General features: G+C 72.0%; 20 protein-coding genes. 7 read left to right on the forward strand and 13 right to left on the reverse strand.

Going from position 1 to position 22,454, the window contains the following annotated elements; genetic code table 11:
* Positions 1 to 546 precede the first annotated feature (546 nt).
* From ACF0H8_RS17620 to ychF, 4 genes are all read right to left on the reverse strand, one after another.
* Positions 547 to 768, reverse strand: a complete 222-nt coding sequence (locus ACF0H8_RS17620; protein ID WP_395290180.1) for a hypothetical protein — start codon at positions 766 to 768, stop codon at positions 547 to 549.
* Entirely contained in the window at positions 765 to 2,528 is a 1,764-nt protein-coding gene (locus ACF0H8_RS17625; protein WP_395290181.1) for an ATP-binding protein, read from the reverse strand. Before ACF0H8_RS17625 ends, ACF0H8_RS17620 begins: the two co-directional genes overlap by 4 nt.
* On the reverse strand, positions 2,521 to 3,675 hold the full coding sequence (locus tag ACF0H8_RS17630) for an SIR2 family protein (protein WP_395290182.1): 1,155 nt from the start codon (positions 3,673 to 3,675) through the stop codon (positions 2,521 to 2,523). The genes ACF0H8_RS17625 and ACF0H8_RS17630 overlap by 8 nt, the downstream gene beginning before the upstream one ends.
* A gap of 489 nt (positions 3,676 to 4,164) precedes the next feature.
* Positions 4,165 to 5,250 (reverse strand): redox-regulated ATPase YchF, encoded by a 1,086-nt coding sequence (gene ychF, locus ACF0H8_RS17635; protein WP_395290183.1) that lies wholly within the window; start codon positions 5,248 to 5,250, stop codon positions 4,165 to 4,167.
* 111 nt (positions 5,251 to 5,361) lie between these two features.
* On the opposite strand from ychF, the gene ACF0H8_RS17640 reads away from it, so the two are divergent.
* The gene (locus ACF0H8_RS17640) at positions 5,362 to 6,570 is read left to right on the forward strand and encodes a DNA recombination protein RmuC (RefSeq protein ID WP_395290184.1); all 1,209 of its coding nucleotides are present in this window, start codon (positions 5,362 to 5,364) and stop codon (positions 6,568 to 6,570) included.
* 41 nt (positions 6,571 to 6,611) lie between these two features.
* On the opposite strand, the gene ACF0H8_RS17645 is transcribed toward ACF0H8_RS17640, so the two are convergent.
* Positions 6,612 to 7,643, reverse strand: a complete 1,032-nt coding sequence (locus ACF0H8_RS17645) for a 4-hydroxy-3-methylbut-2-enyl diphosphate reductase (RefSeq protein ID WP_395290921.1) — start codon at positions 7,641 to 7,643, stop codon at positions 6,612 to 6,614.
* A gap of 201 nt (positions 7,644 to 7,844) precedes the next feature.
* Here ACF0H8_RS17645 and ACF0H8_RS17650 point away from each other — a divergent pair, with 201 nt between their 5' ends.
* From ACF0H8_RS17650 to ACF0H8_RS17665, 4 genes are all read left to right on the forward strand, one after another.
* Complete coding sequence (locus tag ACF0H8_RS17650; RefSeq protein WP_395290185.1) at positions 7,845 to 8,888, forward strand: UPF0158 family protein; 1,044 nt, start codon at positions 7,845 to 7,847, stop codon at positions 8,886 to 8,888.
* A gap of 137 nt (positions 8,889 to 9,025) precedes the next feature.
* The gene (gene xseA, locus ACF0H8_RS17655) at positions 9,026 to 10,336 is read left to right on the forward strand and encodes an exodeoxyribonuclease VII large subunit (protein WP_395290186.1); all 1,311 of its coding nucleotides are present in this window, start codon (positions 9,026 to 9,028) and stop codon (positions 10,334 to 10,336) included.
* Positions 10,337 to 10,348: 12 nt separating this feature from the next.
* Positions 10,349 to 10,687, forward strand: coding sequence for an exodeoxyribonuclease VII small subunit (locus ACF0H8_RS17660; RefSeq protein WP_395290187.1), 339 nt, complete (start codon positions 10,349 to 10,351; stop codon positions 10,685 to 10,687).
* Positions 10,684 to 11,829, forward strand: coding sequence for a carbohydrate kinase (locus ACF0H8_RS17665; RefSeq protein ID WP_395290188.1), 1,146 nt, complete (start codon positions 10,684 to 10,686; stop codon positions 11,827 to 11,829). The genes ACF0H8_RS17660 and ACF0H8_RS17665 overlap by 4 nt, the downstream gene beginning before the upstream one ends.
* 139 nt (positions 11,830 to 11,968) lie before the next feature.
* Here ACF0H8_RS17665 and ACF0H8_RS17670 read toward each other — a convergent pair whose 3' ends face one another.
* From ACF0H8_RS17670 to ACF0H8_RS17685, 4 genes are read right to left on the reverse strand one after another with little or no spacing between them, the layout of a single operon-like run.
* Complete coding sequence (locus ACF0H8_RS17670) at positions 11,969 to 13,237, reverse strand: ABC transporter ATP-binding protein (RefSeq protein ID WP_395290189.1); 1,269 nt, start codon at positions 13,235 to 13,237, stop codon at positions 11,969 to 11,971.
* 34 nt (positions 13,238 to 13,271) lie between these two features.
* Positions 13,272 to 14,120, reverse strand: coding sequence for a carbohydrate ABC transporter permease (locus ACF0H8_RS17675; RefSeq protein ID WP_395290190.1), 849 nt, complete (start codon positions 14,118 to 14,120; stop codon positions 13,272 to 13,274).
* Entirely contained in the window at positions 14,120 to 15,040 is a 921-nt protein-coding gene (locus tag ACF0H8_RS17680; RefSeq protein WP_395290922.1) for a carbohydrate ABC transporter permease, read from the reverse strand. The genes ACF0H8_RS17675 and ACF0H8_RS17680 overlap by 1 nt, the downstream gene beginning before the upstream one ends.
* Positions 15,041 to 15,081: 41 nt before the next feature.
* A complete protein-coding gene (locus tag ACF0H8_RS17685; RefSeq protein WP_395290191.1) occupies positions 15,082 to 16,422 on the reverse strand; it encodes an extracellular solute-binding protein in 1,341 nt (446 codons plus the stop codon).
* Between the two features lie 65 nt (positions 16,423 to 16,487).
* Between ACF0H8_RS17685 and ACF0H8_RS17690 the strand changes: the two genes are divergently transcribed.
* On the forward strand, positions 16,488 to 17,165 hold the full coding sequence (locus ACF0H8_RS17690) for a carbonic anhydrase (RefSeq protein ID WP_395290192.1): 678 nt from the start codon (positions 16,488 to 16,490) through the stop codon (positions 17,163 to 17,165).
* Positions 17,166 to 17,233: 68 nt separating this feature from the next.
* Here the strand turns inward: ACF0H8_RS17690 and ACF0H8_RS17695 are convergent, their stop codons facing one another.
* Together ACF0H8_RS17695 and ACF0H8_RS17700 are read right to left on the reverse strand one after the other, a co-directional pair.
* Positions 17,234 to 18,562 (reverse strand): PhoH family protein, encoded by a 1,329-nt coding sequence (locus ACF0H8_RS17695; protein WP_395290923.1) that lies wholly within the window; start codon positions 18,560 to 18,562, stop codon positions 17,234 to 17,236.
* A 472-nt stretch (positions 18,563 to 19,034) separates the two neighbouring features.
* Positions 19,035 to 19,796: an isoprenyl transferase gene (locus tag ACF0H8_RS17700; RefSeq protein ID WP_395290193.1), complete on the reverse strand. Its 762-nt coding sequence runs from the start codon at positions 19,794 to 19,796 to the stop codon at positions 19,035 to 19,037.
* Positions 19,797 to 20,045: 249 nt separating this feature from the next.
* Between ACF0H8_RS17700 and ACF0H8_RS17705 the strand changes: the two genes are divergently transcribed.
* Positions 20,046 to 20,741 carry a hemolysin III family protein gene (locus ACF0H8_RS17705; protein ID WP_395290194.1) on the forward strand — a complete coding sequence of 232 codons (696 nt, stop codon included), beginning with the start codon at positions 20,046 to 20,048 and terminating at the stop codon, positions 20,739 to 20,741.
* A gap of 123 nt (positions 20,742 to 20,864) precedes the next feature.
* On the opposite strand, the gene ACF0H8_RS17710 is transcribed toward ACF0H8_RS17705, so the two are convergent.
* Together ACF0H8_RS17710 and mca are read right to left on the reverse strand one after the other, a co-directional pair.
* A complete protein-coding gene (locus ACF0H8_RS17710; protein ID WP_395290195.1) occupies positions 20,865 to 21,326 on the reverse strand; it encodes a hypothetical protein in 462 nt (153 codons plus the stop codon).
* Positions 21,323 to 22,342 carry a mycothiol conjugate amidase Mca gene (gene mca / locus ACF0H8_RS17715; protein WP_395290196.1) on the reverse strand — a complete coding sequence of 340 codons (1,020 nt, stop codon included), beginning with the start codon at positions 22,340 to 22,342 and terminating at the stop codon, positions 21,323 to 21,325. The genes ACF0H8_RS17710 and mca overlap by 4 nt, the downstream gene beginning before the upstream one ends.
* Positions 22,343 to 22,454: the final 112 nt, after the last annotated feature.

The following is a 22,454-nucleotide window of genomic DNA, read 5'->3' on the forward strand; positions in this document are numbered from 1 at the left end:
CAGGCCGCGAGGCGCGGTCATCGCGTGGTGCCTAGACCTTGACGAAATCCTTGACCTCGAATTACACGGTCAGGTTGTCAGCGTTGCCGTCGTGCGGGCGCACACCTCGCACGCACCTGGGTCGCGCATGGGGCCGACCAGCTCGGCGGTAAGACGATCGAGCCCGTCAGTGAGGCCTCTGCGGCCATCAAGAGGATGGTCGAGGGCATCTCCCCTACTTCCGGCGCGCAACCAAGGCCTGGCCGACAGCAGGGAACGAGCGATGGCGGTGCAGGCCCTCACATTTATGCACGCGCACGGAAACCAACTCGTCCCGGAACAACTAATCGTTGAGGCCTTTCGGAACGGTTGGCCGCGACAGAGCCCGCTAGAGTTCGCGGAACTGGCATGCAGTATCAATAACGGCAAGCGCCTGCGATTCCAGACCCCGGTTGCGGCCGGCAATCCTCACGGAGTGGGCGAGCCTGTGACGGTCGGGCTGCCCGTCCGAAAATGCCCGAATACGGGCTAATCGCCTAACCCCCACCCTTCAATGAGTGGTTCATGCTATCCCAACCAAGGTCCGTGAGGCTTGGCGTTGAGCTCGGTGGCTATATACTTCCCGCGTGATTGTCCGGGCGCGGTGAACTCTTCCCAGACGGTAGGCGGACAGGCCGCGTAGTAGTGCTCCTTGCCGTCGGGGAACCGCACCAGAATGGTCTCCATCTCGGGCAGGTAGGCCTCGGCGATGATACGACTAGAACCGCCGACAGTTTGCCAATCGATCATGGTTCCTCCGTGTTGTAGGTGCCTCGCCATGAGGCGAGCGCGAGGTTGAGGTCGGGGACGTCAGGAGTTGCCCGCCAGGAGTTCAAGTCAGGGTCGTGGGCATCGGGGAAGGGATCGGGAGCGTCGACCAGACACCGCGCCGGAAGAGCGAGAGATTCTCCGGTGACAATGGCCTCACCGGTTCGCAGGGATGGTAATACGGCGGCGAGTCCAGTGACGCTGTCGGGGAGTGCGGCGCGGATCTTGGCCTGATCCGAGGAATTGCTTAGACGTAGAGCGATGATTGTCCCGCATTGCGCGAGTGCTGTGTCGGGCAGCTCGGAGGGCCGTTGGGTGACGAGCATGAGACCGACTCCGTACTTGCGTCCTTCACGGGCGATACGGTTGGCCGCATCGCGAGCCATGGCGACGGCACTGTCGCCGAGGTAGCGGTGCGCCTCTTCCAGAACGACAAGGAGGGGCCGAGGCCGGCCGATCCCGACACCGCCAGGTGGCGTGCGGACGGCGGCCTCGAAGAGCAAGTTCAGAACAACACCAATGGCCAGCTCACTCGCCTTTGCAGGTACCCCGCTGAAGTCAAGAATCGAGATCGGCCGCTCTCGACCTAGCCAGTTGGCGAGTTCCTCGACCAACGGGTCCGAGCCCGCCGGGTCGCCTAGTGGTTGCAGCAGGAACGCGAGGCGCGGATCCAACAAACTGAGCCGTAGAAGCTCTGGTGCTGAGCCGTGTAAACCGTGGAATGGTCCTTTGAATGGCGCAGCGCTTCCCGACCCATAGGTCTCGAATCTCGCGGGCGTCAGGCTCGCCGGATCACCGGGATCCTGTTCAGCAACCGTGTCAGGGTCGGTCTTGACCTGCCGCGTCTCATTGTTCTCGTAGTCCAGCTGATGCCATACCTGCTTGATGTCGAACGGGATGGGAGTGTCTGCGGTGACCGCCGTGGGTTCAAGATTCAGCCAGGTCGCCGCAGCCGCGAACTCTCTGCGAGCGGCGGCGACGAAGCCGGCGAAGTTTGTGCGCGTTGTCGGTCCGGAGGTGGTGCCGATTAGTGCAGCCAGGATGTCGTCGGCCGGGAGCGCCCAGTACGGGACGCGCAAACCCTGGTCGCCGCTGCCGAGGACCGACCGGATGGAGGCGTGTCGTTCGAAGGCGGTTGCATACTCGCCGTGAGGGTCGATCACGACGATGTTGCCCGCCTGCCAACCCTCGGAGGCGAACCCTTGCAGGAGCGCAGCGACACTGCTGGTCTTTCCGGAGCCGGTTGATCCGACGATCGCTGAGTGGCGGGTGACAAACCTGGCAGCGTCGAGGCTGACTGGCACGTCCTCAGCAGCGGAGAGCCGCCCGAGCCGAATGCGATCGGTCCCTGACGGCGGGAAGACGAGTCGGAGATCGTCGGGTGTCGAGAAGTGGACCGCGTCGTCCAAACCAGGGTAGGAGCCCACGCCACGTTGAAACCGGCCGGTGCCACGGTCAACCTCACCTAGCAACTCGATCTGCAGCCATCGTTCACCTACCTGGATCGCCTCGGTCGGTTTGGGAGGGCCGCTGAGTTCGGCGATACCGAGCATGCTCACCTGTCCGATGAGGTCGACTGGGCCTTGAGGAATTCGTACGAGGGACCCGATCTGTCCGATGGATTGCAGTCGTCCTCGGTAGATCGGCGCCACGCCCGCCAGGCCGGTATCGAGTGCGACTGTGACCTGGGCGCCCAGAACATGACGTACTCGGCCAACGCAGGTCGGGTCGATCTCAGGCATCCGGAGCCACCGCCTTGGCGAGCAACTCGGTGAGACGTTCCTCCAATTCCGCCCTGGGTGGCGAGCTCCGAGCGAGGAAGCGGCTGAGCTTGGAGAAGTCCCCCAGCTGGCACGTACCCTCGTACCAGAGGTCGTCGGGCGCCCGGTCGTCCCCGGTCCAACTGGCGCGTAGGCCACCTAGTATCGCCTCGGTGGGGCTTACGACTTGCAGGTTGGGTGTCACGGCCGCGACAGAAGCCAGCGTCTCGGGGATCGTGGAGTAGCAGAAAGCGACGAACTCGGATCGGGGCCGGCGTCGGGCTGCGTCGAAGATGAGTTCGTTGAGGTGCTCGTCGCCAAAGGCGTAGCCGCTGAGAAGCATGAGCGTCTCGGGTTCGTTCACGGCTCGCCGTAACCGGTCCTGAAGAACCACGAAGGGGACCCTGCGTGATTCGTCGTACTTAGCATCGGATGGGTAGATAGCTGCTGGCTGGATGCCAGGGACCGGTGCACCCAATCTGATCACCGACGGATGCGAGTCGGTGTTCCAGGACCAGTGCACCGAGCCGTGCAACTTCCACAGACGGACCATGAACGCAGGTAGACCCGATGCCGCCCCGGAGGCTGTCGCCTCGACGAGATCGCTGCGGAAAAGCGCCCGCAGAGCGCCCACGAACCCATCGAAGTAGGGGACACCGAGACTCTCCATTGCTGTCTCGAGCAGTAGGTCATAGTTGACGGTGAAGATCTCGACCGGGTGGTGGTAGTCAGCCCGGGCAGCCCATGCCGCCAGGCGGATCATCGGTGCTAGATCAGCGGCCTCTATGTCAAGCTTTGCCACGATCTGTCGACATATCTCGACATCAAGGCCATTGGCGGCCTGGGCGGTCAGCCCGTCCAGTTTCTCCGAACTGCCGTCTAGGAGGGCTGCCAGGCGGCGTAGGCGACTCAGAACCTGTTCCAGGCTCCGTCCCTTCATCAAGAGTTCGAAGGCAGCCAACTGGTCGCCCTTGAGCGTCTCGCGCAGGTGAGTTTCTAGGCCCTTGACGTCCGGCAGGCCGCACGACCGTGAAGCCCCTGCCCCAATGAACAGGCACACGTGCCGCGAACGTGATGCAAGCTTCTCGTTAAGGGCGTTGGCGAATCTGAGTACGTCGTGATTAGTCATGGTGGATCACGAATGACAGAGAACCGCCGGTAACCGGGACTCGCGCGCCCGCGGTGTCGACGCCCCTGAAATCTGGGGTCTGGCAGCGACTGGAAACCACCCGTCGTTTCTGGCCTACTTTTCAACCGTCGCCGACAGAGGCCTATGCGACGGCCGAGAGTGAGGCGCCGGTTCGTGCTCGGTCCAGGTGGTCGGCCATCCACCGTGTACTGGTCACGACCGACGATCGAGCAGTCTTCGTGATCTCGCGTAAGTGGTCGAGCGCGTCGGGTCAGCGTGAAGCGGTCCATTTGTGCGGCGCGTCGAGCACGCAGGACCTGCGCCTTGCCAGCTGCCGAAGGGTCACGGCGCAGACATGCCTACCGATAGCCCCGAGCGGTGGGAATGGCCCTGAACAGCCCGTTCGAGCTCATCCTGCTTGAGATTCTTGCGGACTGTGTGCGGACTGAGAGTCGCTAGCACGCCTCTGACCTGCACAAACACACCGATTCAGACGTTGAAGCGGAACTCCACCACGTCGCCGTCCTGCATGACGTAGTCCTTGCCCTCCATGCGGACCTTGCCGTGCGCGCGCGCCTCGGCGACCGAGCCGAGCTCCACGAGGTCGTCGAAGGAGATGACCTCCGCCTTGATGAACCCGCGCTCGAAGTCGGTGTGGATCACGCCCGCGGCCTGCGGCGCGGTCCAGCCCTGGTGGATGGTCCACGCGCGGGCCTCCTTCGGCCCCGCCGTCAGGTAGGTCTGCAGCCCCAGGGTCTTGAAGCCCACGCGCGCCAGCTTGTCCAGCCCGGCCTCGTCCTGGCCGGTCTCGGCGAGCATCTCCGCCGCCTCGTCGGGCTCGAGCTCGACGAGCTCCGCCTCGAACTTCGCGTCCAGGAAGATGGCCTCCGCCGGCGCGACCAGCTCGCGCAGCTCGGCCTGCATCTTCTCGTCTTCCAGCCCGGCGTCGTCGGTGTTGAAGACGTAGATGAACGGCTTGGTGGTCATCAGCTGGAAGGTCGCCAGGACGTCGGGGTCCAGGCCCGCCTGCTCCGCACCGGCCGAGACGAGCGTGCCCTCCTCGAGAAGCTTCATCGCGCCCTTGGCGGTCTCGAGCACCTCGGCGTCGGTCTTCCGGCCCCGGACCTCCTTCTCCAGGCGCGGGATGGCCTTCTCCAGGGTCTGCAGGTCGGCCAGGACCAGCTCGGTGGCGACGGTCTCGATGTCGTCCTGGGGGTCGACCTTGCCCTCCACGTGCACGACGTCGGGATCGTGGAAGGCGCGGGTGACCTGGCAGATCGCGTCGGCCTCGCGGATGTTGGCGAGGAACTGGTTGCCCAGCCCCTCCCCCTCCGAGGCGCCCTTGACGATCCCGGCGATGTCGACGAAGGAGACGGTGGCCGGGACGACCCGCTCGGAGCGGAACAGCTCGGCGAGCTTCTGCAGGCGCGGGTCCGGCAGCGGCACCACGCCGATGTTGGGCTCGATCGTCGCGAAGGGGTAGTTCGCCGCGAGCACCGTCGCGCGGGTCAGGGCGTTGAAGAGGGTGGACTTGCCGACGTTGGGCAGTCCGGCGATTCCGATGGTGAGGGCCACGTGGGCCGAGTCTACGTTGCCCGCGGTCGCCGCCCCCGGCCCGGGCCTGCCGATCGCGCCACACCGGACGCCCCGCGCTGGGATGTGGGTGCGCGGTGCGATGGTGCACGCATGGAGATGACGTCGGTGCTGCTCGTGCTGTTCGGGATGGTCGTGGGCGCGGTGACCGGGTTCGCCGTCGCCGCGGCCCGCCGCGGGATGCAGCAGGCGTCGGCCGCCGGCGAGCTCGGCGACCTGCGCGCACGCGCCGCCGCCGCGCAGGCCCGCGCCGAGCGGCTCGCCGAGGAGGTGGAGGAGCTGCAGGAGCGCGCCCGGCGGGACAACGACGTGCTGCGCGCCCTGGCGCCGGTCCAGGCCACGCTCAACCAGGTGGGCGAGCACGTCGCCCTGCTCGAGCGGGAGCGGACCGAGCAGTACACCGTGCTGACCGAGCAGCTCCACCACGCGCGGCGCTCGGACGTCGAGCTGCAGCGCACGACGGCGGAGCTCTCCTCCGCGCTGCGGTCCACCTCCGCGCGTGGCCAGTGGGGCGAGGTCGAGCTGCGCCGGGTGCTGGAGGCGTCGGGGATGATGCGTCACGTCGACTTCGTCGAGCAGCGGTCGCTGGGGGCGGCCGGCGCCCCGGGCACCCGGCGGGAGGCCGCGGGCCGGCCCGACGTGGTGGTGCACCTGCCGGGCGAGAAGTACCTGGCGGTGGACGCCAAGGTCCCCATGGACGCCTACCTCGAGGCCAGCGCCCTCGGCGACCGCGCCACCGGCGAGGAGGCGGAGCGGCGCGAGCGGCTGCTCGCCGCACACGCGCGGGCCCTGCGGGCCCACGTCGACGCGCTCGCCAAGCGCCGCTACCACGAGCAGCTGCCCGGCTCCCCCGAGCTGGTGATCATGTTCGTGCCCTCCGAGGGGCTGCTCGCCAGCGCCCTGGAGGCGGACCCGACGCTGCTCGAGCACGCGCTGCGGCAGGGCGTGGCGCCCACGTCGCCGGCGTCGCTGCTGGCCCTGCTGCGCACGACCGCGTCCATCTGGTCCGCCGAGCAGGTCACCGCCGAGGCGCGCGAGCTGCTCGAGCTCGGGCGCACGCTGTACGAGCGACTGGGCGTGGTGGCCGGGCACCTCTCGGCGCTGGGCCGCTCGCTGCGCTCGAGCGTGCAGCACTACAACAAGACGGTCGCGTCGATGGAGCAGCGCCTGCTCGTCACGGCGCGGGACTTCGAGTCCCTCGCTGGCAAGGACCTCGAGGTCGAGCCGGTGGGCAACGACGACGCCCAGGTGCGGACCTTCACCGCGCCCGAGCTGGTCGCGCTGGACGAGCGGTCGGCCTGACCGCCCGGGCGCGGTGAGCTCGGCGCCGCAGAGGCGGCGGCTCAGGCCTCCGGGGCGGTGGCGGCGCGCTCCCGGCGGGCACGGTGCGGCCGGTCGGGTCGCTCGCCGGCGGCCTTGAGGTCGGCCCGGAGGTTCTTCGGCAGGGAGAACATGATGTCCTCGGTGGCCGTGCGGACCTGCTCCACGCCGGTGTAGCCGAGGGCCCTGAGCCGCTCGACCACGTCCCGCACGAGGATCTCCGGCACGGACGCGCCCGACGTCAGGCCCACCGTCGTCGCGCCCTCGAGCCAGGCGGGATCGATCTCCTCGGCCCGGTCGACCCTGTATGCCGCGCCGGCGCCCGACTCACGGGCCACCTCGACCAGGCGCACGGAGTTAGACGAGTTGGCGGAGCCGACGACGATGACGACGTCCGCGTCGGGCGCGAGCTTCTTCACCGCCACCTGCCGGTTCTGCGTGGCGTAGCAGATGTCGTCGCTGGGCGGGTCCTGCAGGTGCGGGAACCGCTGGCGCAGGAGGTTGACCGTCTCCATGGTCTCGTCCACGGACAGCGTGGTCTGGGAGATCCAGATGACCTTCTCCGGGTCGCGCACCTCGACCTTGTCGACCTCGTGGGGGCCGTTGACGACCTGGATGTGCTCCGGCGCCTCGCCCTGGGTGCCCTCGACCTCCTCGTGACCGTCGTGGCCGATGAGCAGGATGTCGTAGTCGCTGGTCGCGAAGCGGACGGCCTCCTTGTGGACCTTGGTCACCAGCGGGCAGGTCGCGTCGATCGTGGCCAGGTGCCGCGCGGCGGCAGCGGCCTTGACGGCCGGGGAGACGCCGTGGGCCGAGAAGACGACGCGCGCACCCTCGGGCACCTCGTCGGTGTCGTTGACGAAGACGGCGCCGCGCCGGCTCAGCGTCTCGACGACGAACTTGTTGTGCACGATCTCCTTGCGCACGTACACCGGCGCCCCGTACAGCTCCAGCGCCTTCTCCACGGCGTCCACGGCGCGGTCGACACCCGCGCAGTAGCCCCGCGGCGCGGCGAGCAGGATCCGCTTGCCGTCCGGCGCCGGGACGCTCTCGATCTCGGCCGGGAACGCCGAGGCGCCGGCCAGCGAGGAGGTCTGCAGCACGGCGGGGGCGGCGAGGGCTTCGGCGGAAGTCACCCGTCCAGAGTACGTGCGGGCCGAAATTCGGGCCATTCTCTGCGGTTGGGTACCACCGTGGCGTGCGTCTCTGCCCGGCCCCTAGGCTCTGCGGGACGACTGTGACGGAAGAGGTGGCAGATGCTGGAGCTTGAGGACGTCGACCTCGACGCGCTCGCCGAGGCCCTGGCGGACACCGCCTGGGACTCCATCTGGTGGTTCGACCCGTCCACGGGCGGCCTCGAGCTCCGCCTGTCCGAGGAGGAGCGGGGCGAGCTCCAGGAGCGCGGGTGGATCGAGGTGCACTCCATCGGTTCCTCGCAGGCGTACCGCGACATCGAGGACTTCGTCGGCGGCGTGGAGGACGAGAGCGCCCGCGCCCCGCTGGCAGACGCGATCCGCGGTGCGGGCGCCGCCGGCCGCTTCATGGACGCGCTGCGCGAGGCGCCGGAGCTGAGCGAGCTGTGGCGCCGGTTCTACGCCGACCGCATGCGGCGCCGGGCGCTCGAGTGGCTCGTCGAGGAGGGGGTCGTGGACGAGGGGGCCGCCGCCGCGGCGATCGCCACGCCGGCGCCGGCGTCGGCCGGTGTCACGGGCACGGGCGCCGGGACCGGCCCCGCCGGAGCTGCCGACGCCACGTCGACCGCCGGAGCCGCCGCGCCCACGGGGACGGCGACGGCCGACCTCCCGGTCACCAGCGGTACCAGCGCCGCCACGCCCGCCGCGCGGCCCGCCGAGCCGGCTCCCGGGGCGGGCGCCCGCCCCGTGAACCTGCTGGCGGGCCCGCCCCCGGTCCTGCTACCCGAGGACCATCCCGACGTGGCGGCGCGGGCGGCGCTGGGCGCCGGCGAGGGCGCGCGGGCCGTCGCCGCGAGGCTGCCCGCCTCCAGCCTGGCGTGGGCCACCCTCGCCCGCGCCGCGCTGGACCTGGGCGACGCCGTCACCGCCTACGCGTTCGCCCGCACCGGCTACCACCGCGGTCTCGACGCCCTGCGCCGGGCCGGATGGCGCGGGCAGGGCCCCGTCCCCGCGGGCCATCCGCCGAACCAGGGCTTCCTGCTCGCCGTGCTCGCGCTGGCCGACGCCGCCGCGGCGATCGGCGAGACGGACGAGGCTGAGCGGTGCCAGGCGCTGCTTCGGGACTGCGACCCCGGGGCTCTGTCGGTGCTGGCACCCGGCCGCTGAGCCCAGCGCACGGTGCCGCCTGTCGCGACGGCGGGGTCGGCGTCGTCGCCTGCTCGGCCGGGGGTCAAGAGCCCTTGACGTGCCGGCCCGTGCGGCGCCGCCCACGACCGTCGGCGGGCGGTGAGAGGGTGGGACCCGTGACCAGCGATCACCACACCCCTCCCCCGCGGCGGCTGGCCGCCCGGGCCCTGGAGACCACAGCCGAGAACCCCTGGCCGGTCCGGCTGCTCTCCTCCAAGATCAACGACTACATCGCCCGCATGTCGCCGCTGTGGGTCGAGGGGCAGATCGTCCAGCTCAACCGGCGCAACGGCGCCGGGATGGCCTTCCTCACGCTGCGGGACACCGACGTCGACATGTCGCTGCCGGTCGCGGTGCAGGCCCGCGTGCTCAGCGCCATGTCCGCCCCGCTGGAGGAGGGCGCCCACGTCGTCGTCCACGCCAGGCCGACGTTCTGGCCGAAGCGCGGGTCCCTGCAGCTCCAGGCCGACCAGCTGCGGCCCGTGGGGGTGGGCGAGCTGCTGGCCCGCATCGAGCAGCTCAAGCGCGTGCTCGCCGCCGAGGGCCTCTTCGCCGCCGAGCGCAAGCTGTCGCTGCCCTTCCTGCCCGCCTGCGTGGGTCTGATCTGCGGCCGGGAGTCCAAGGCCGAGCACGACGTCGTGGTCAACGCCCACGCGCGCTGGCCGGCGCTCCGCTTCGAGATCCGTGAGGTCGCGGTGCAGGGTGCGCACGCCGTCCCGGAGGTGCTGGGCGCGCTGCGCGAGCTGGACGCGGACCCCGCCGTCGAGGTGATCGTGGTGGCCCGCGGCGGCGGCGCCGTCGAGGACCTGCTCCCGTTCTCCAACGAGGCGCTCGTGCGGGCGGCCGCGGCGTGCCGCACCCCGCTCGTCTCCGCGATCGGGCACGAGACCGACAGCCCGCTGCTGGACCTCGTGGCCGACTACCGCGCCTCGACGCCCACCGACGCCGCCAAGCGGATCGTGCCGGACGTCGCCGAGGAGCGGCGCCGGCTCGACCACGCGCGGCAGCGCATGCGCCTGGCCGTCACCGGCCGCCTCGCCGCCGAGCAGCGCGGCCTGGACCACCTGCGCTCCCGCCCGGTGATCGCCGAACCCCACGCGCTGGTCACGGCCCGCGAGGAGGAGGTGATCCGGCTGCGCACGGCGGCCCGCCGCGCCTTCGGCTGGCGCGCCGACCGGGCCGCCGGCGAGCTGCGCGCCGCCCATGCGCACCTGCGCGCCCTCTCCCCGCTGGCCACCCTCGCCCGCGGCTACTCCGTGCTGCGCACCGGCGAGGGCCGGGTGGTCCGCGCCGCCACCGACGTCACCGCCGGGGAGCGTCTCCAGGCGCTGCTCGCCACCGGCCGCCTGGAGGTCGACGTCGTGTCCGCCGCGGAGGGGCAGCGCGCCGCCGGGCCGCAGCCCGAGGCGGATGTCCGGAGCCTCTGAAAGACTGGCCGGGTGAGCGAGTCGAACGAGGCCGAGCAGCCGGAGGTGTCCACGCTCTCCTACGAGGAGGCCCGGGACGAGCTGATCGAGGTGGTGCGCCGCCTGGAGGCGGGGTCGACCTCGCTGGAGGACGCCCTCGCGCTGTGGGAGCGCGGCGAGGCGCTCGCCGCCCGCTGCCAGGCGTGGCTGGACGGGGCCAGGGAGCGGCTGGACGCCGTTCGCGCCCGCACCGGCGACGGCGAGCCCACCCCCGCGGGCGGGCGCGGTGGCGCCCGGCCCGGCGCGGACGCCGAGCGCGAGGCCGCCCTCGAGGACGCCGCCGCCGGCGTGCCCGAGGAGCCCGTGCGATGACCGACGAGCACACCCCTCCGGAGCCCTCGGGGGCGCGGCCGGCGGCGGGCGCGGGCAACGCGCCCTCCGGGGCCCCCGACGAGGTCACGCAGCGCTCCGCCAAGGCCCCGGCCGAGCACGACCCGTTCCGGCCCGAGGGTGACCCCGAGCTGCTCCCCGGAGCGCCTGCGACGACCACGCCGGCGTACGGCCCCGGGCAGCAGCGCCTGCCCGGGGAGCACGACGACACCGCGGCGCTGGTCATCGGCGAGGCGCTGATCGACATCGTCGAGCGCCCCAGCGAGCAGCCCAGCCAGCACCCCGGCGGCTCGCCGGCCAACGTGGCCGTCGGCCTCGCCCGCCTGGGCCGCGAGGTGGAGCTGGTGAGCTGGTTCGGCGCGGACGACCACGGCTCCCTGCTGCGCTCCCACCTCGAGCTGGAGAACGTCCGGCTGTCCGCCGCCTCCGCGCGGGCCGGGCACACCTCCGTGGCCCGCGCCCGCCTGAACGCCGCCGGCGGAGCCACCTACGAGTTCGACCTGGAGTGGGCGCCGCCGGTGCCCGAGCCGATGGTCGACCCGCTGGTCGTGCACACCGGGTCCATCGCCGCGGTGCTGGAGCCGGGCGCCGCCACGGTCGCCGAGACCGTCGCCCGCTACCGCGGCACCGCCACGATCAGCTACGACCCCAACATCCGTCCGGCGCTCATGGGCGAGCCCGCCCGGACCCGCCCGGTCGTGGAGCGGCTCGTCGCCAGCGCCGACGTCGTGAAGGTCTCCGACGAGGACCTGGCCTGGCTCGCGCCCGGCCAGGACCCGCTCGAGGTCGCGCGGCGGTGGCTCGCCACGGGCCCGGCGCTCGTCGTCGTCACCCTGGCGGCGGACGGCGCGTGGGCCGTGACGGCGGGCGGCGTCGAGCTCGCCGTGCCGGCCACGCCCGTCGACGTGCTGGACACCGTGGGCGCCGGGGACTCCTTCAGCGCCGGCGTCATCGACGGGCTGTGGGCCGCCGGGCTGCTGGGCGCCGACCGTCGCGACCGGCTGCGCGAGCTCGACGCCACGACCCTGCGTCGCGTGCTCGAGCATGCCTCGCACATCGCCGGCATCACCGTCTCCCGCGAGGGCGCCAACCCGCCCACCAGGGCGGAGCTGACGGCGGACTGAGCCACGGGCCGCGCCCGGGCCGCCGTCGCCCCGCGCATGGGACGGCCCCGGCCGGCCGCCAGGTCCTGGCGGCCGGCCGGGGCCGTTCACGTTTGGCGGGCCCTCGTCGCCGGCACGGCATCGGCCCGCCGGCGGGGCATCAGCCGGCCATCGCCTCCTGCTCGCTGGCGCGGCGGCGCGCGCGCTCCAGCGCCCGCTTCCGGTGGTTCTTCGCGTCCTCCTCGATCTGCGCCGCCCTCGCCTCGTCGCGGGTGAGGTTCAGGCCCGACTCGGGATCGAAGACGTGGATCTTGTCGGGGTCGATCCACAGGTTGGCCACGTCGCCGTCGCGGATGGGGCTCATGGAGTCCAGCGCGATGACGAGCTGGGACCGCATGCCCTCGCCCTCCAGCTCGCGGTCGAGCTCGTCGAGCTGCTTGCGCACGCGCTCGTGCACCTCGTACGGCACGTATGCGTAGAGCACCTCGCCGAGCCACTCGGTGACGTCCACGTTCGCCTGGAACGTCACTCCCCGCGCCTTCCGGTCGGCGGCCATGCCGTCGGCGTCCTCGAAGTCGTCGGGGCGGATGCCGACGATGACGAGCTCGCGGTGGCCGACGGCCGCGCGCATCCGGTCCGTGAGCGGGACGTCGGCGATCGGCAGGTGGAGCGTGCCGCCCCGCACCTCGCCCGCCAGGAAGTTCATCGGCGGGGAGCCGATGAACCCCGCGACGAAGAGGTTCACGGGCTGCTCGTACAGGCCGCGCGGGCTCGCCACCTGCTGCAGGATGCCCCGCCGCAGCACAGCCACGCGGTCGCCGAGCGTCATGGCCTCGATCTGGTCGTGGGTGACGTAGACCGTCGTGATCCCGAGGTTGCGCTGCAGCCTGGCGATCTCGGTGCGCATCTGCCCGCGCAGCTTCGCGTCGAGGTTGGACAGCGGCTCGTCGAAGAGGAACGCCCGGGCCTCCCGGACGATCGCGCGGCCCATGGCGACCCGCTGGCGCTGGCCGCCGGAGAGGTTCGCCGGCTTGCGGTCGAGGTGCTCGTCGAGCTCCAGGAGCTTCGACGCGCGGCGCACCCGCCGGTCGATCTCCTCCGCGGAGAACTGCCCCTTCTGCAGCCGCAGCGGGAACGCGATGTTCTCGTAGACGGTCAGGTGCGGGTACAGCGCGTAGTTCTGGAACACCATCGCCAGGTCCCGGTCGCGCGGGGCCTTGTCGTTGACGACCTCCTCGCCGATGCGCAGCTCGCCGGAGGTGATGTCCTCCAGGCCCACGATCATCCGCAGGAGCGTGGACTTCCCGCAGCCGGAGGGGCCGACGAGGATGACGAACTCGCCGTCGTCGATGTCCAGGGAGACGTCGTTGACGGCCGGGAACCCGTCGCCGTACTGCTTGACGATGTGTTCCATCGTGATGGATGCCATGAGGGGCTCTCCTCCTTCTGGGTGCCGGGGCCGCTCAGCCCTTGACGGCCCCCTGGGTCAGGCCGGCCACGATCTGGCGCTGGAACAGCACGACCAGCACCACGACCGGGATGGTGACGACGATCGAGGCGGCCGAGATGGCGCCCGTGGGCAGCTCGAAGTACGACGAGCCGGTGAAGAACGCCAGCGCGGCGGGCACCGGCCGGGCGGCCGAGGTCGACGTCAGCCCGATGCCGTAGACGAAGTCGTTCCAGGCGATGAAGAACGCGATCAGGGCGGTGGTGAACACCCCGGGCGCGGCGAGGGGGACGATGGCCTTGCGGAACGCCTGCCACGGCGTCGCGCCGTCCACCTGCGCCGCCTGCTCCAGCTCCCACGGGATCTGCCGGAAGAACGCCGAGAGCGTCCAGATTGAGATGGGCAGGGTGAGGGACAGGTAGGGGATGATCAGGCCCGGCCAGGTGTCGTAGAGCCCGATGTTGCGCCACAGGTTGAACAGCGGGGTGACGATCGAGACGACCGGGAAGATCGACACCGCGAGCGCGGTGGTCAGGATGAGCTTCTTGCCGCGGAAGTCGAGCCGGGCGATGGCGTAGGCGGCGAACATGGCCAGCAAGGACGCGATCGCCGTAGCGATCAGGCAGATGCCGATCGAGTTGCGCAGGGCGGGGAGGAACAGGTCCTGTGCGGCGCCGGTGGGGCTGAGGATCTGCTCGTAGTTCTCCAAGGACACCCGCGGCGGGAGGAACGTGCCCGACCGGATGTCGCTGGTGGACTTCAGCGACGTCATGAAGATCGACAGCACCGGGAACAACGCGTACACGAAGACCAGGACCGCGATGACGGTCCACCAGACCTTCTGCTTGGTGGTCAGTCCGCGCATCACTGCCCCCTCGTGCTCGACAGGTCGACCTTGAACAGCTTGACGGCGGCGAAGGAGATGAGGATGACGCACAGGAAGAGCAGCACCGACACCGCGGAGCCGAGCCCGATCTCCAGGCGGCCGATGGACTGGCGGTAGGCCAGCAGCGAGAGCACCTCGGTGTTGTTGGCGCCCCGGGTCATGATGTAGACGTTGTCGAAGATGCGGAACGCGTCCAGCGCCCGGAACAGCACCGCCACCATGATCGCGGCCTTCATGTTCGGGATGATCACCCGCCGCAGCACCTGCCAGCTCGTGGCCCCGTCGACCTTCGCCGCCTCCTCCATGTCACCGGGCACCTGGGACAGCCCCGCGAGGAGCAGCAGGGAGATGAACGGCGTCGTCTTCCACACCTCGGAGGCGATGATCACGAACAGCGAGGTGCCCTGCTGCGCGAACCAGTTGAGGTTCTCGTCGATCCCCGGCACCCAGTCGAACCAGTTGTTGACGTAGCCCGAGGTGATGTCGAACGCGTAGAACCAGGCGAAGGCCGAGACCACGGTGATGATGCCGTAGGGCACCAGGATCGCGGTGCGGATGGGACCGCGCAGGCCCCTGATCGCCCGGTGCATCACCATCGCCAGCGCGAAGCCGAGGACCAGCTCGATGACCACCGTGACGACGGTGATGAAGACGGTGACCAGCAGGTCCCGCCACCAGATGGGGTCGCTGAGCACGACGCCGTAGTTGCCCAGGCCGATGAACTCGCGCCCCTCCGGATCGGTGAGCCGGTACTGGAAGAGCGAGTCGTACACGGCCTGGAGGATCGGGTAGAGCGTGACGGCGAGCATGACGACGAACGCGGGTCCGGCCAGCCACCAGCCCAGCCGGGCCTCGGACCGCGCCCGGTCGCTGCGTCTGGCTCGCTGCCTCGTCGGCACGGGCGCCCTGGCCGGGGCTACCGGCGGGGTTGCTTGAGTGGTCACAGCAGGCTCTCCCCTCGCAGCACGCTGGTGATGAAGTTCTCGGACCGCTCGGGCGTGGTCTCCGGCTCCACCTCGTCGGGCGGGTACCAGGTCTGCTGCAGACCGGAGGAGACCTCGTTGTAGTACGGCGTCTGCGGGCGCGGGACGGCCTGGTCGAGGGAGTCCCGGATCTCCGCGTACATCGGGTACGCCTCCTGCACCTCGGGGTCCTCGTACGCCTCGGTGTGGGCGGCCGGGTTGCCGTCGGTGACCATGTACTCGGCCTGGTGCTCGGGGCGCACGATGCACTCGATGGCCTCGTAGGCGAGGTCCGCATGCCGGCTGAAGGCGCCGACGCCGAGGGCGATCCCGCCGACCGGCGGCGCCGGCTCACCGCCCTCCACCACCGGGTACGCGGTCCAGCCGAAGTCGTCCAGCACGGCCTGGTCCACCGCGCCGCTCTCCACGGCGGTGACCGTGGAGGAGTACACGAACGGCCAGTTGACCATGAAGGAGCCCTGGTCGCCTTGGAAGAGGGTGAGCGAGGCCGGCTCGTCCTCCGTGGGCAGCCCGGGCCCGCCCACGCCCGTGTCCGCGATCTCGGAGATCACCGCGGCGGCCTGGCTCCCGGCGTCGGAGGCCAGGCCCAGTTCGAGGTCCTCGGCCGGAGACTCGGGGTTGGTGAGGATCTGCCCGCCCGCCGAGGCGACCAGCGCGTTGATCCACACGGTCAGCGACTCGCCGCGCTGGCCCTGCACCGCGAGCAGCTTGTCCTGGCTCTGGGCGGCGTCGATGAGCTGCTGCCACGTCACCGGCTGGGTCATGTCGAGCCCGGCCGCCTCCGCCACGGACTTGCGATACCACAGCAGCTGGGTGTTGGCCCAGAACGGGATGGCGACCAGCTCCCCCTCCCACGTGGCGCTGTCGACGGCGCCCTGCACGACGCCCTCTGTCGTGCTCCGCGCGACGTCCTCGGGCACCGGCGCGAGGAAGCCCGGCACCGCCAGCTCCGGCACGAACGGCGGGTCCAGGCTCATGATGTCGATCGAGGCGTCCTTCGCCGCCAGGCGCCGGGCGAGCTGCTCGCGCTGCCCCGCGGCGTCGCGCGGCAGCAGCGAGGTCTCGATGACGTAGGCACCGTCCGCCTCCTCGGTGCACGTCTGCGCCAGTCGTGCCTGTCCCCCGGCGTCGGGGTTGATGTACCACGTCAGCGTGGGCGGGCCCGCCTCCGCGGCGCACGCGGAGACGGACGCGGCCACCGCGAGCCCCAGGCTCGCCCCCAAGATTCGGCGTCGTCGCACGAGTCCTCCCAAATGTGGTGACGGGCTCAGCAAACCGCCCGAGCCCGGAGTCCGCATCTCGAACGACGACCGTCGTCCTCGGCCGGTACGGGAGAGCCCGGCCGGCGCGAGAAGATAGCCTCATGAGTACTTCCCTGACCCCCGCCCAGGCCTGGCGCCGCCTCCAGGAGGGCAACGCCCGGTTCGTCTCCGACGCCATGGAGCACCCCTCGCAGGGGGCCGACCGGCGCGCCGCCCTGGCCCAGGAGCAGCACCCCTACGCCGTGCTCTTCGGCTGCTCGGACTCCCGGGTGGCCGCCGAGATCATCTTCGACCAGGGCCTCGGCGACCTCTTCGTGGTCCGCACGGCCGGGCACGTCCTGGACACCACCGTGATCGGGTCCATCGAGTACGGGGTCGACGTGCTGGGCGCGCCGCTCGTCGTCGTGCTGGGCCACGACCGCTGCGGCGCGGTCGGCGCCGCCACCCAGGCGCTGCTGACCGGCCGCATGCCCACCGGGTTCGTCCGGGCGGTGGCCGACCGGGTGATCCCCTCGCTGCTGACCCGTGCCCAGCTGGGCACCGACGGGGACGGCGACGCCGCCGGCGCGGCGGCGGAGCGCGCGTCACGGACCCTGCGCCTGCCCGACGACGACACGCTGCGCCGCGAGCACGTGCGGGCCACCGTCCAGATGCTGCACGGCTACTCGCGCTCCCTCGCGGCCGCGGTGGCCGAGGGCCGCTGCGCCGTCGTCGGCGTGGAGTACACCCTCGCCGAGGGCACGGCGAGGCTCGTGGACCAGGTCGGCGACATCGGCTGACCGGTCGCCCGTAGGGACCCGACGGCCTGCGGAGCGGGCGCCCTCCCCGCCGAGGGCGCCCGCCACCGTCAGATCTCCACGCCCTCCAGCAGCTCGGTGACCAGCGCCGAGACGGCGGAACGCTCGGAGCGGGTGAGCGTCACGTGCGCGAAGAGCTCCTTGCCCTTGAGCGCCTCGACCACCGCGGCGACGCCGTCGTGGCGGCCCACCCGCAGGTTGTCGCGCTGGGCGACGTCGTGGGTGAGGACCACCTTGGAGTTCTGCCCGATGCGGGACAGGACCGTCAGCAGCACGTTGCGCTCGAGCGACTGGGCCTCGTCGACGATGACGAACGCGTCGTGCAGCGACCGGCCACGGATGTGGGTCAGCGGCAGGACCTCCAGCATCCCGCGCGCGATGACCTCGTCGAGCACCTCCTGCGCCACCAGGGCGCCGAGCGTGTCGAACACGGCCTCGGCCCAGGGGTTCATCTTCTCCGCCTGGTCGCCGGGCAGGTAGCCCAGCTCCTGCCCGCCCACGGCGTACAGCGGGCGGAAGACGACGACCTTGCGGTGCTCGCGCCGCTCCATCACCGCCTCCAGGCCCGCGCACAGCGCCAGCGCCGACTTCCCGGTGCCGGCCCGCCCGCCGAGCGAGACGATGCCGATGCCCGGGTTGGTCAGGTGGTCGATCGCGATGCGCTGCTCGGCGCTGCGGCCGCGGACCCCGAAGACCTCCCGGTCCCCGCGCACCAGGTGCAGCGCCGCGTCGGCGCCGCGGCGGGCCAGCGCCGAGCCGCGCGGGGAGTGCAGCACGACGCCGGTGTTCACCGGTTCCACCTCGAGCGCGCCCGGGGTGGCCAGCTCGGCCAGCGGCAGCGACTCGTCGGTCCACAGGGCGGCCATCTCGGACTCGGTGAGCTCCGCCGTCGTCATCCCGGCGTAGCCGGTGTCGACCACCTGCAGCGCGCGGTACTCCTCCGCGTGCAGCCCGACCGCTGAGGCCTTGACCCGCATCGGCAGGTCCTTGGACACCACGGTGACCTCGTGGCCCTCGGCGGCGAGGTTCGCGGCCACGGAGAGGATGCGGGTGTCGTTGTCCCCCAGCCGCAGGCCGGAGGGCAGCACCTGGTCGGAGGAGTGGTTGAGCTCCACGCGCACGGTGCCGCCGTCGTCGCCCACCGGGACGGCGTCGTCGAGCCGGCCGTGCTTGACCCGCAGGTCGTCGAGCAGCCGCAGCGCGGAGCGGGCGAAGTAGCCGAGCTCGGGGTGGTGGCGCTTGGCCTCCAGCTCCGTGACGACCACGACCGGCAGGACGACGTCGTGCTCGGCGAAGCGCAGGACCGCCCTGGGGTCCGACAGCAGCACGGAGGTGTCGAGCACGTATGTGCGCAGCGCGGTGCCCGCGGGCTCCGCCACGCCGAGCTCGGCGGCGACGGCGGCACCGGATGCTGTGGTCGCCGCGGCCGGGACGGCCTCCCGGTCGGCGTGCTGCTGGGCGCTGGTGGTGGTGGGCTTGCTGCTCACGAGCGCTCCCTCCGGCGCCGTGGCGCCGTGCTCAGCTGCGCCGGGCGACCGCGCGGGGCGCGACCGGCCAGGCGGTGGTGGGGGCGGCAGGCCGGCCCAGGAAGGACCGGCGGCCCCTCCCCGTCCGCAGCTGGCTGCTGCATGGGCTGACCTCCCGGAGGACGGCTGGTGTGCCGTCCGTCACGTCGAAACTACGTGAGTGACCCCTGTCGCCGCGCGCGACACACGCCGGCGCAGGCTGGCGTCCGGAAGAATTCACCTGCCGGTAACACGGCGGCCGCCCTCGCGCGCCCTCCCGGCCGCCCCGGCGGCGGCCCCGGTGGCCTCCCCGGCGCACGCCCGGGCCCCACCGCGAGGCGCGTGGTCACCGGCCGAGGCGGCGCTCGCGCTGGGCGTAGGCGCGCAGCGCGCGCAGGAAGTCCACCCGCCGGAAGTCCGGCCAGTACACCTCGCAGAAGTAGTACTCGGTGTGCACCGACTGCCACAGCAGGAACCCGCTCAGGCGCTGCTCGCCCGAGGTCCGGATCACCAGGTCGGGATCGGGCTGGCCCTTGGTGTACAGGTGGTCGGTGATGTCGTCGACGCCGATCTCGGCGGCGACCTCCTCGATGCTCTGCCCGGCGGCGGCCCGCTCGCGCAGCAGGGAGCGCACCGCGTCGGTGATCTCGTGGCGGCCGCCGTAGCCGATCGCGACGTTCACCTGCAGGCCGCCGCGACCCTCGGTGCGGGCCTCGGCCCGCCGCAGGCGCTCGGCGACGTCGTCGGGCAGCAGGTCGAGGGAGCCCACCACGCGCAGCCGGCGCCGGCCGGCGTCGGCCAGCTTGTCGACCGCCCCGGCGATGATCTCCAGCAGCTCGGCCACCTCGGCGGGGTCGCGCTCGAGGTTGTCCGTCGAGAGCATCCAGAGGGTGACGACGTCGACCCCGGCGTCCTCCGACCAGTGAAGCAGCTCGGTGATCTTGTCGGCACCGCGCCGGTGCCCGTGCGCGGCCGGCGCGCCGAGCTCACGCGCCCAGCGCCGGTTCCCGTCCAGGATGACGCCGACGTGGCGCGGGATGTTCGCCCGGTCGAGGTCTCGCGCGAGGCGTCGCTCGTAGAGCTGGTACAGCAGTTCCGGAGAACGCATCTATCCCTCGAGACCTACGACTGGGCGCCGTGGCGACGGCGTCGCCGCGCGCAGGGGGCGGACGCCTCCGCGACCTGCAGGGGGAGGTTACCGCGCGCCCGGCGCGCACCCTCGAGCCCGTCCGGCTCGGGCGTCTGCAGCGCGTGGCGCGGCGCCGAACCTACGGTAGCGTAGGTTTGCGTGCGCGCTCCTCCGCGCGGCGGCCCGCCCGGCGCGCACGACCCGCACCGACCGACCCGGAGGTCAGACATGGCGCCCGATCCCAGCCCGGCCACCGTCGACGGCGACGGGCCGGTCGAGGCCCTGGCCAACCTCGTCAAGCCGCGGCTGCGCGGGTGGATCCACGCCGGCACCGCACCCGTGGCGCTCGTCGCGGGCGTCGTGCTCGTCGCCCTGGCGCCCACCACGGCCGCCCGGGCCTCCACCGCCGTCTTCGCCCTGACCGCGGTCGTGCTCTTCGGCACCTCGGCCGTGTACCACCGCGGCACCTGGTCCCCCCGCGCGGCGGCGGTGCTGCGCCGGCTGGACCACTCCAACATCTTCCTGCTCATCGCCGGCACCTACACGCCGCTGGCTGTCCTGCTGCTGGACCGCCGGACCGCGACCGTGCTGCTGGCCGTGGTGTGGATCGGCGCCGTGCTGGGCATCGCCGCGCGGCTGGTCTGGCTCGCGGCCCCGCGGTGGGTCTACGTGCCGATCTACGTCGCCCTGGGCTGGGTGGCCGTGGGGTTCCTGCCGGCGTTCTGGCGCACCGGCGGCCCGGCCATCGTGTGGCTGGTGGCGGCCGGCGGCCTGGCGTACACGCTGGGGGCGGTGGCCTACGCGCTGAAGCGGCCGAACCCGAGCCCGCGGTGGTTCGGCTTCCACGAGCTCTTCCACGTCGGCACAGTGGTCGGCTACGGCTGCCACTACGTCGCGGTGTACCTCTCGGCCCACGGCGCCTGACGCCCCGGCCCCTGCCGGGGCGTCAGGCGGGGCACCGCTCCGCCGGCGTGAGCCGGACAGCCGGCCCCTCGCCGTGGTGGCCACCGAGGTCCCCGCTCGGCGTGGGCCGACCTCGGCGCCTGATCATCTCGCGGCCGGACCGGCGGAGGTGCCCTGGTCGCGCGAGCGCTTCGGGCCGGCGTCGTCCGCGTGGGTCCCCTCGCCCGCCGTCGCCTCCCCGCCCGGGGCGCCCTCGCCCGCCGTCGCCTCCCCGCCCGGGGCGCCCTCGCCGAACGACGGCGCGGCCGGCCCGGCCTCCAGCGCCGCCGGCCCGGCCGGCCCCGGCGGCTGGGCGTCGATGACGCGCGGGTCGTCCGCCGGCCCCTGCCGCTCCTGGGCGGCCTCCTCGGCCTGCCGGCGCAGCCGCTCGTTGTGGTCCACCTTCCGCATGTGCCGGTTCATCGAGATGAACAGCGGGATCACGATGATGGCGAGCAGGAAGAAGCCCCAGAAGAACCCCTCGATACCCGGGGTGACCTCCCACAGCTCCATCTCGGTGGGCTGGGGGGCGGGCGACTGGGCCGTGAGGGCCGGGAACGGCGTCATGCCCCCACCCTGCCATCCTCGCCGCCCTCGGCGTCCGCGCGGGCCCGCGCAGCGGCCCGCTCACGACCGGGCGCGTCGGCCTCCCGCGGCGCCCCGGCGTGCGGCAGCGGAAGGTCCGCGGGCCGGCCGCCGGCGACGGGCAGGCCCGACGTGATCACGCCGTAAAACAGGTCGTCCTCCAGGGCGTCGGCCACGGGCACGCGGGTGCGGGCGAGCTCGAACTCCTCGAACGGCCACACCTCCGCCTCGATGTCCCGCGGCACGGCGAAGAAGAACCCGTCGGGGTCGATCTGAGTGGCATGGGCCCGCAGCGCCTCGTCGCGGCGCGGGAAGTACGCCGCGCACTCGATGCGGGCGGTGGCCCGGCGCCGGGGCCGGTCCCCCCGCGCGGTCAGCCAGCCGTCGAACGGCGAGGCCAGCCCGCGGCGGCGCAGCTCGCCGTCCACGGCCTCGATGCGGGTCACGGAGAAGGACACGTCGTAGTAGAGCTTCTGCACGGCCCACGGCTCCCCCGCCTCGGGGTAGGCGTCCGGGTCGGCGGCGGCGTCGTAGGCAGCCACGGCCACCTTGTGGCTCATGATGTGGTCGGGGTGCGGGTAGCCGCCGTTCTCGTCGTAGCAGGTCATCACGTGCGGCCGGAACTGGCGGATCTGCCGGACCAGCGCCCCGACCGTGACGTCCAGGGGCTGCAGCGCGAAGCAGCCCTCCGGCAGCGGGGGCAGCGGGTCGCCCTCGGGCAGGCCGGAGTCGACGAAGCCGAGCCAGACCTGCTCCACCCCGAGGGCGGTGGCCGCGGCGGCCATCTCCCGGCGCCGGTAGCCGGCCATGTCCCGCAGGATGTCGGTCCGGCCCTCGAGCCTGGGGTTGAGGATGTCGCCGCGCTCCCCGCCGGTGCAGGTCACCACCTGCACCCGGTCGCCCTCGGCGGCGTACCGCGCCATCGTCGCGGCACCCTTGCTGGACTCGTCGTCGGGGTGGGCGTGCACGGCCATGAGCCGTAGCGCGTGATCTGTCAACTGCTCCTCCTTCACGTCCCCGCGGGCCGCGCCGGGCCGCCGGTGGCGTGTGGGCTCGGGAATACCAGGGACAATGGTCTCGCATCGACGGACCGTCCGCGACGCCCCGCCT

Source organism: Georgenia sp. AZ-5, from assembly GCF_043952095.1.
GTDB lineage: Bacteria > Actinomycetota > Actinomycetes > Actinomycetales > Actinomycetaceae > Georgenia.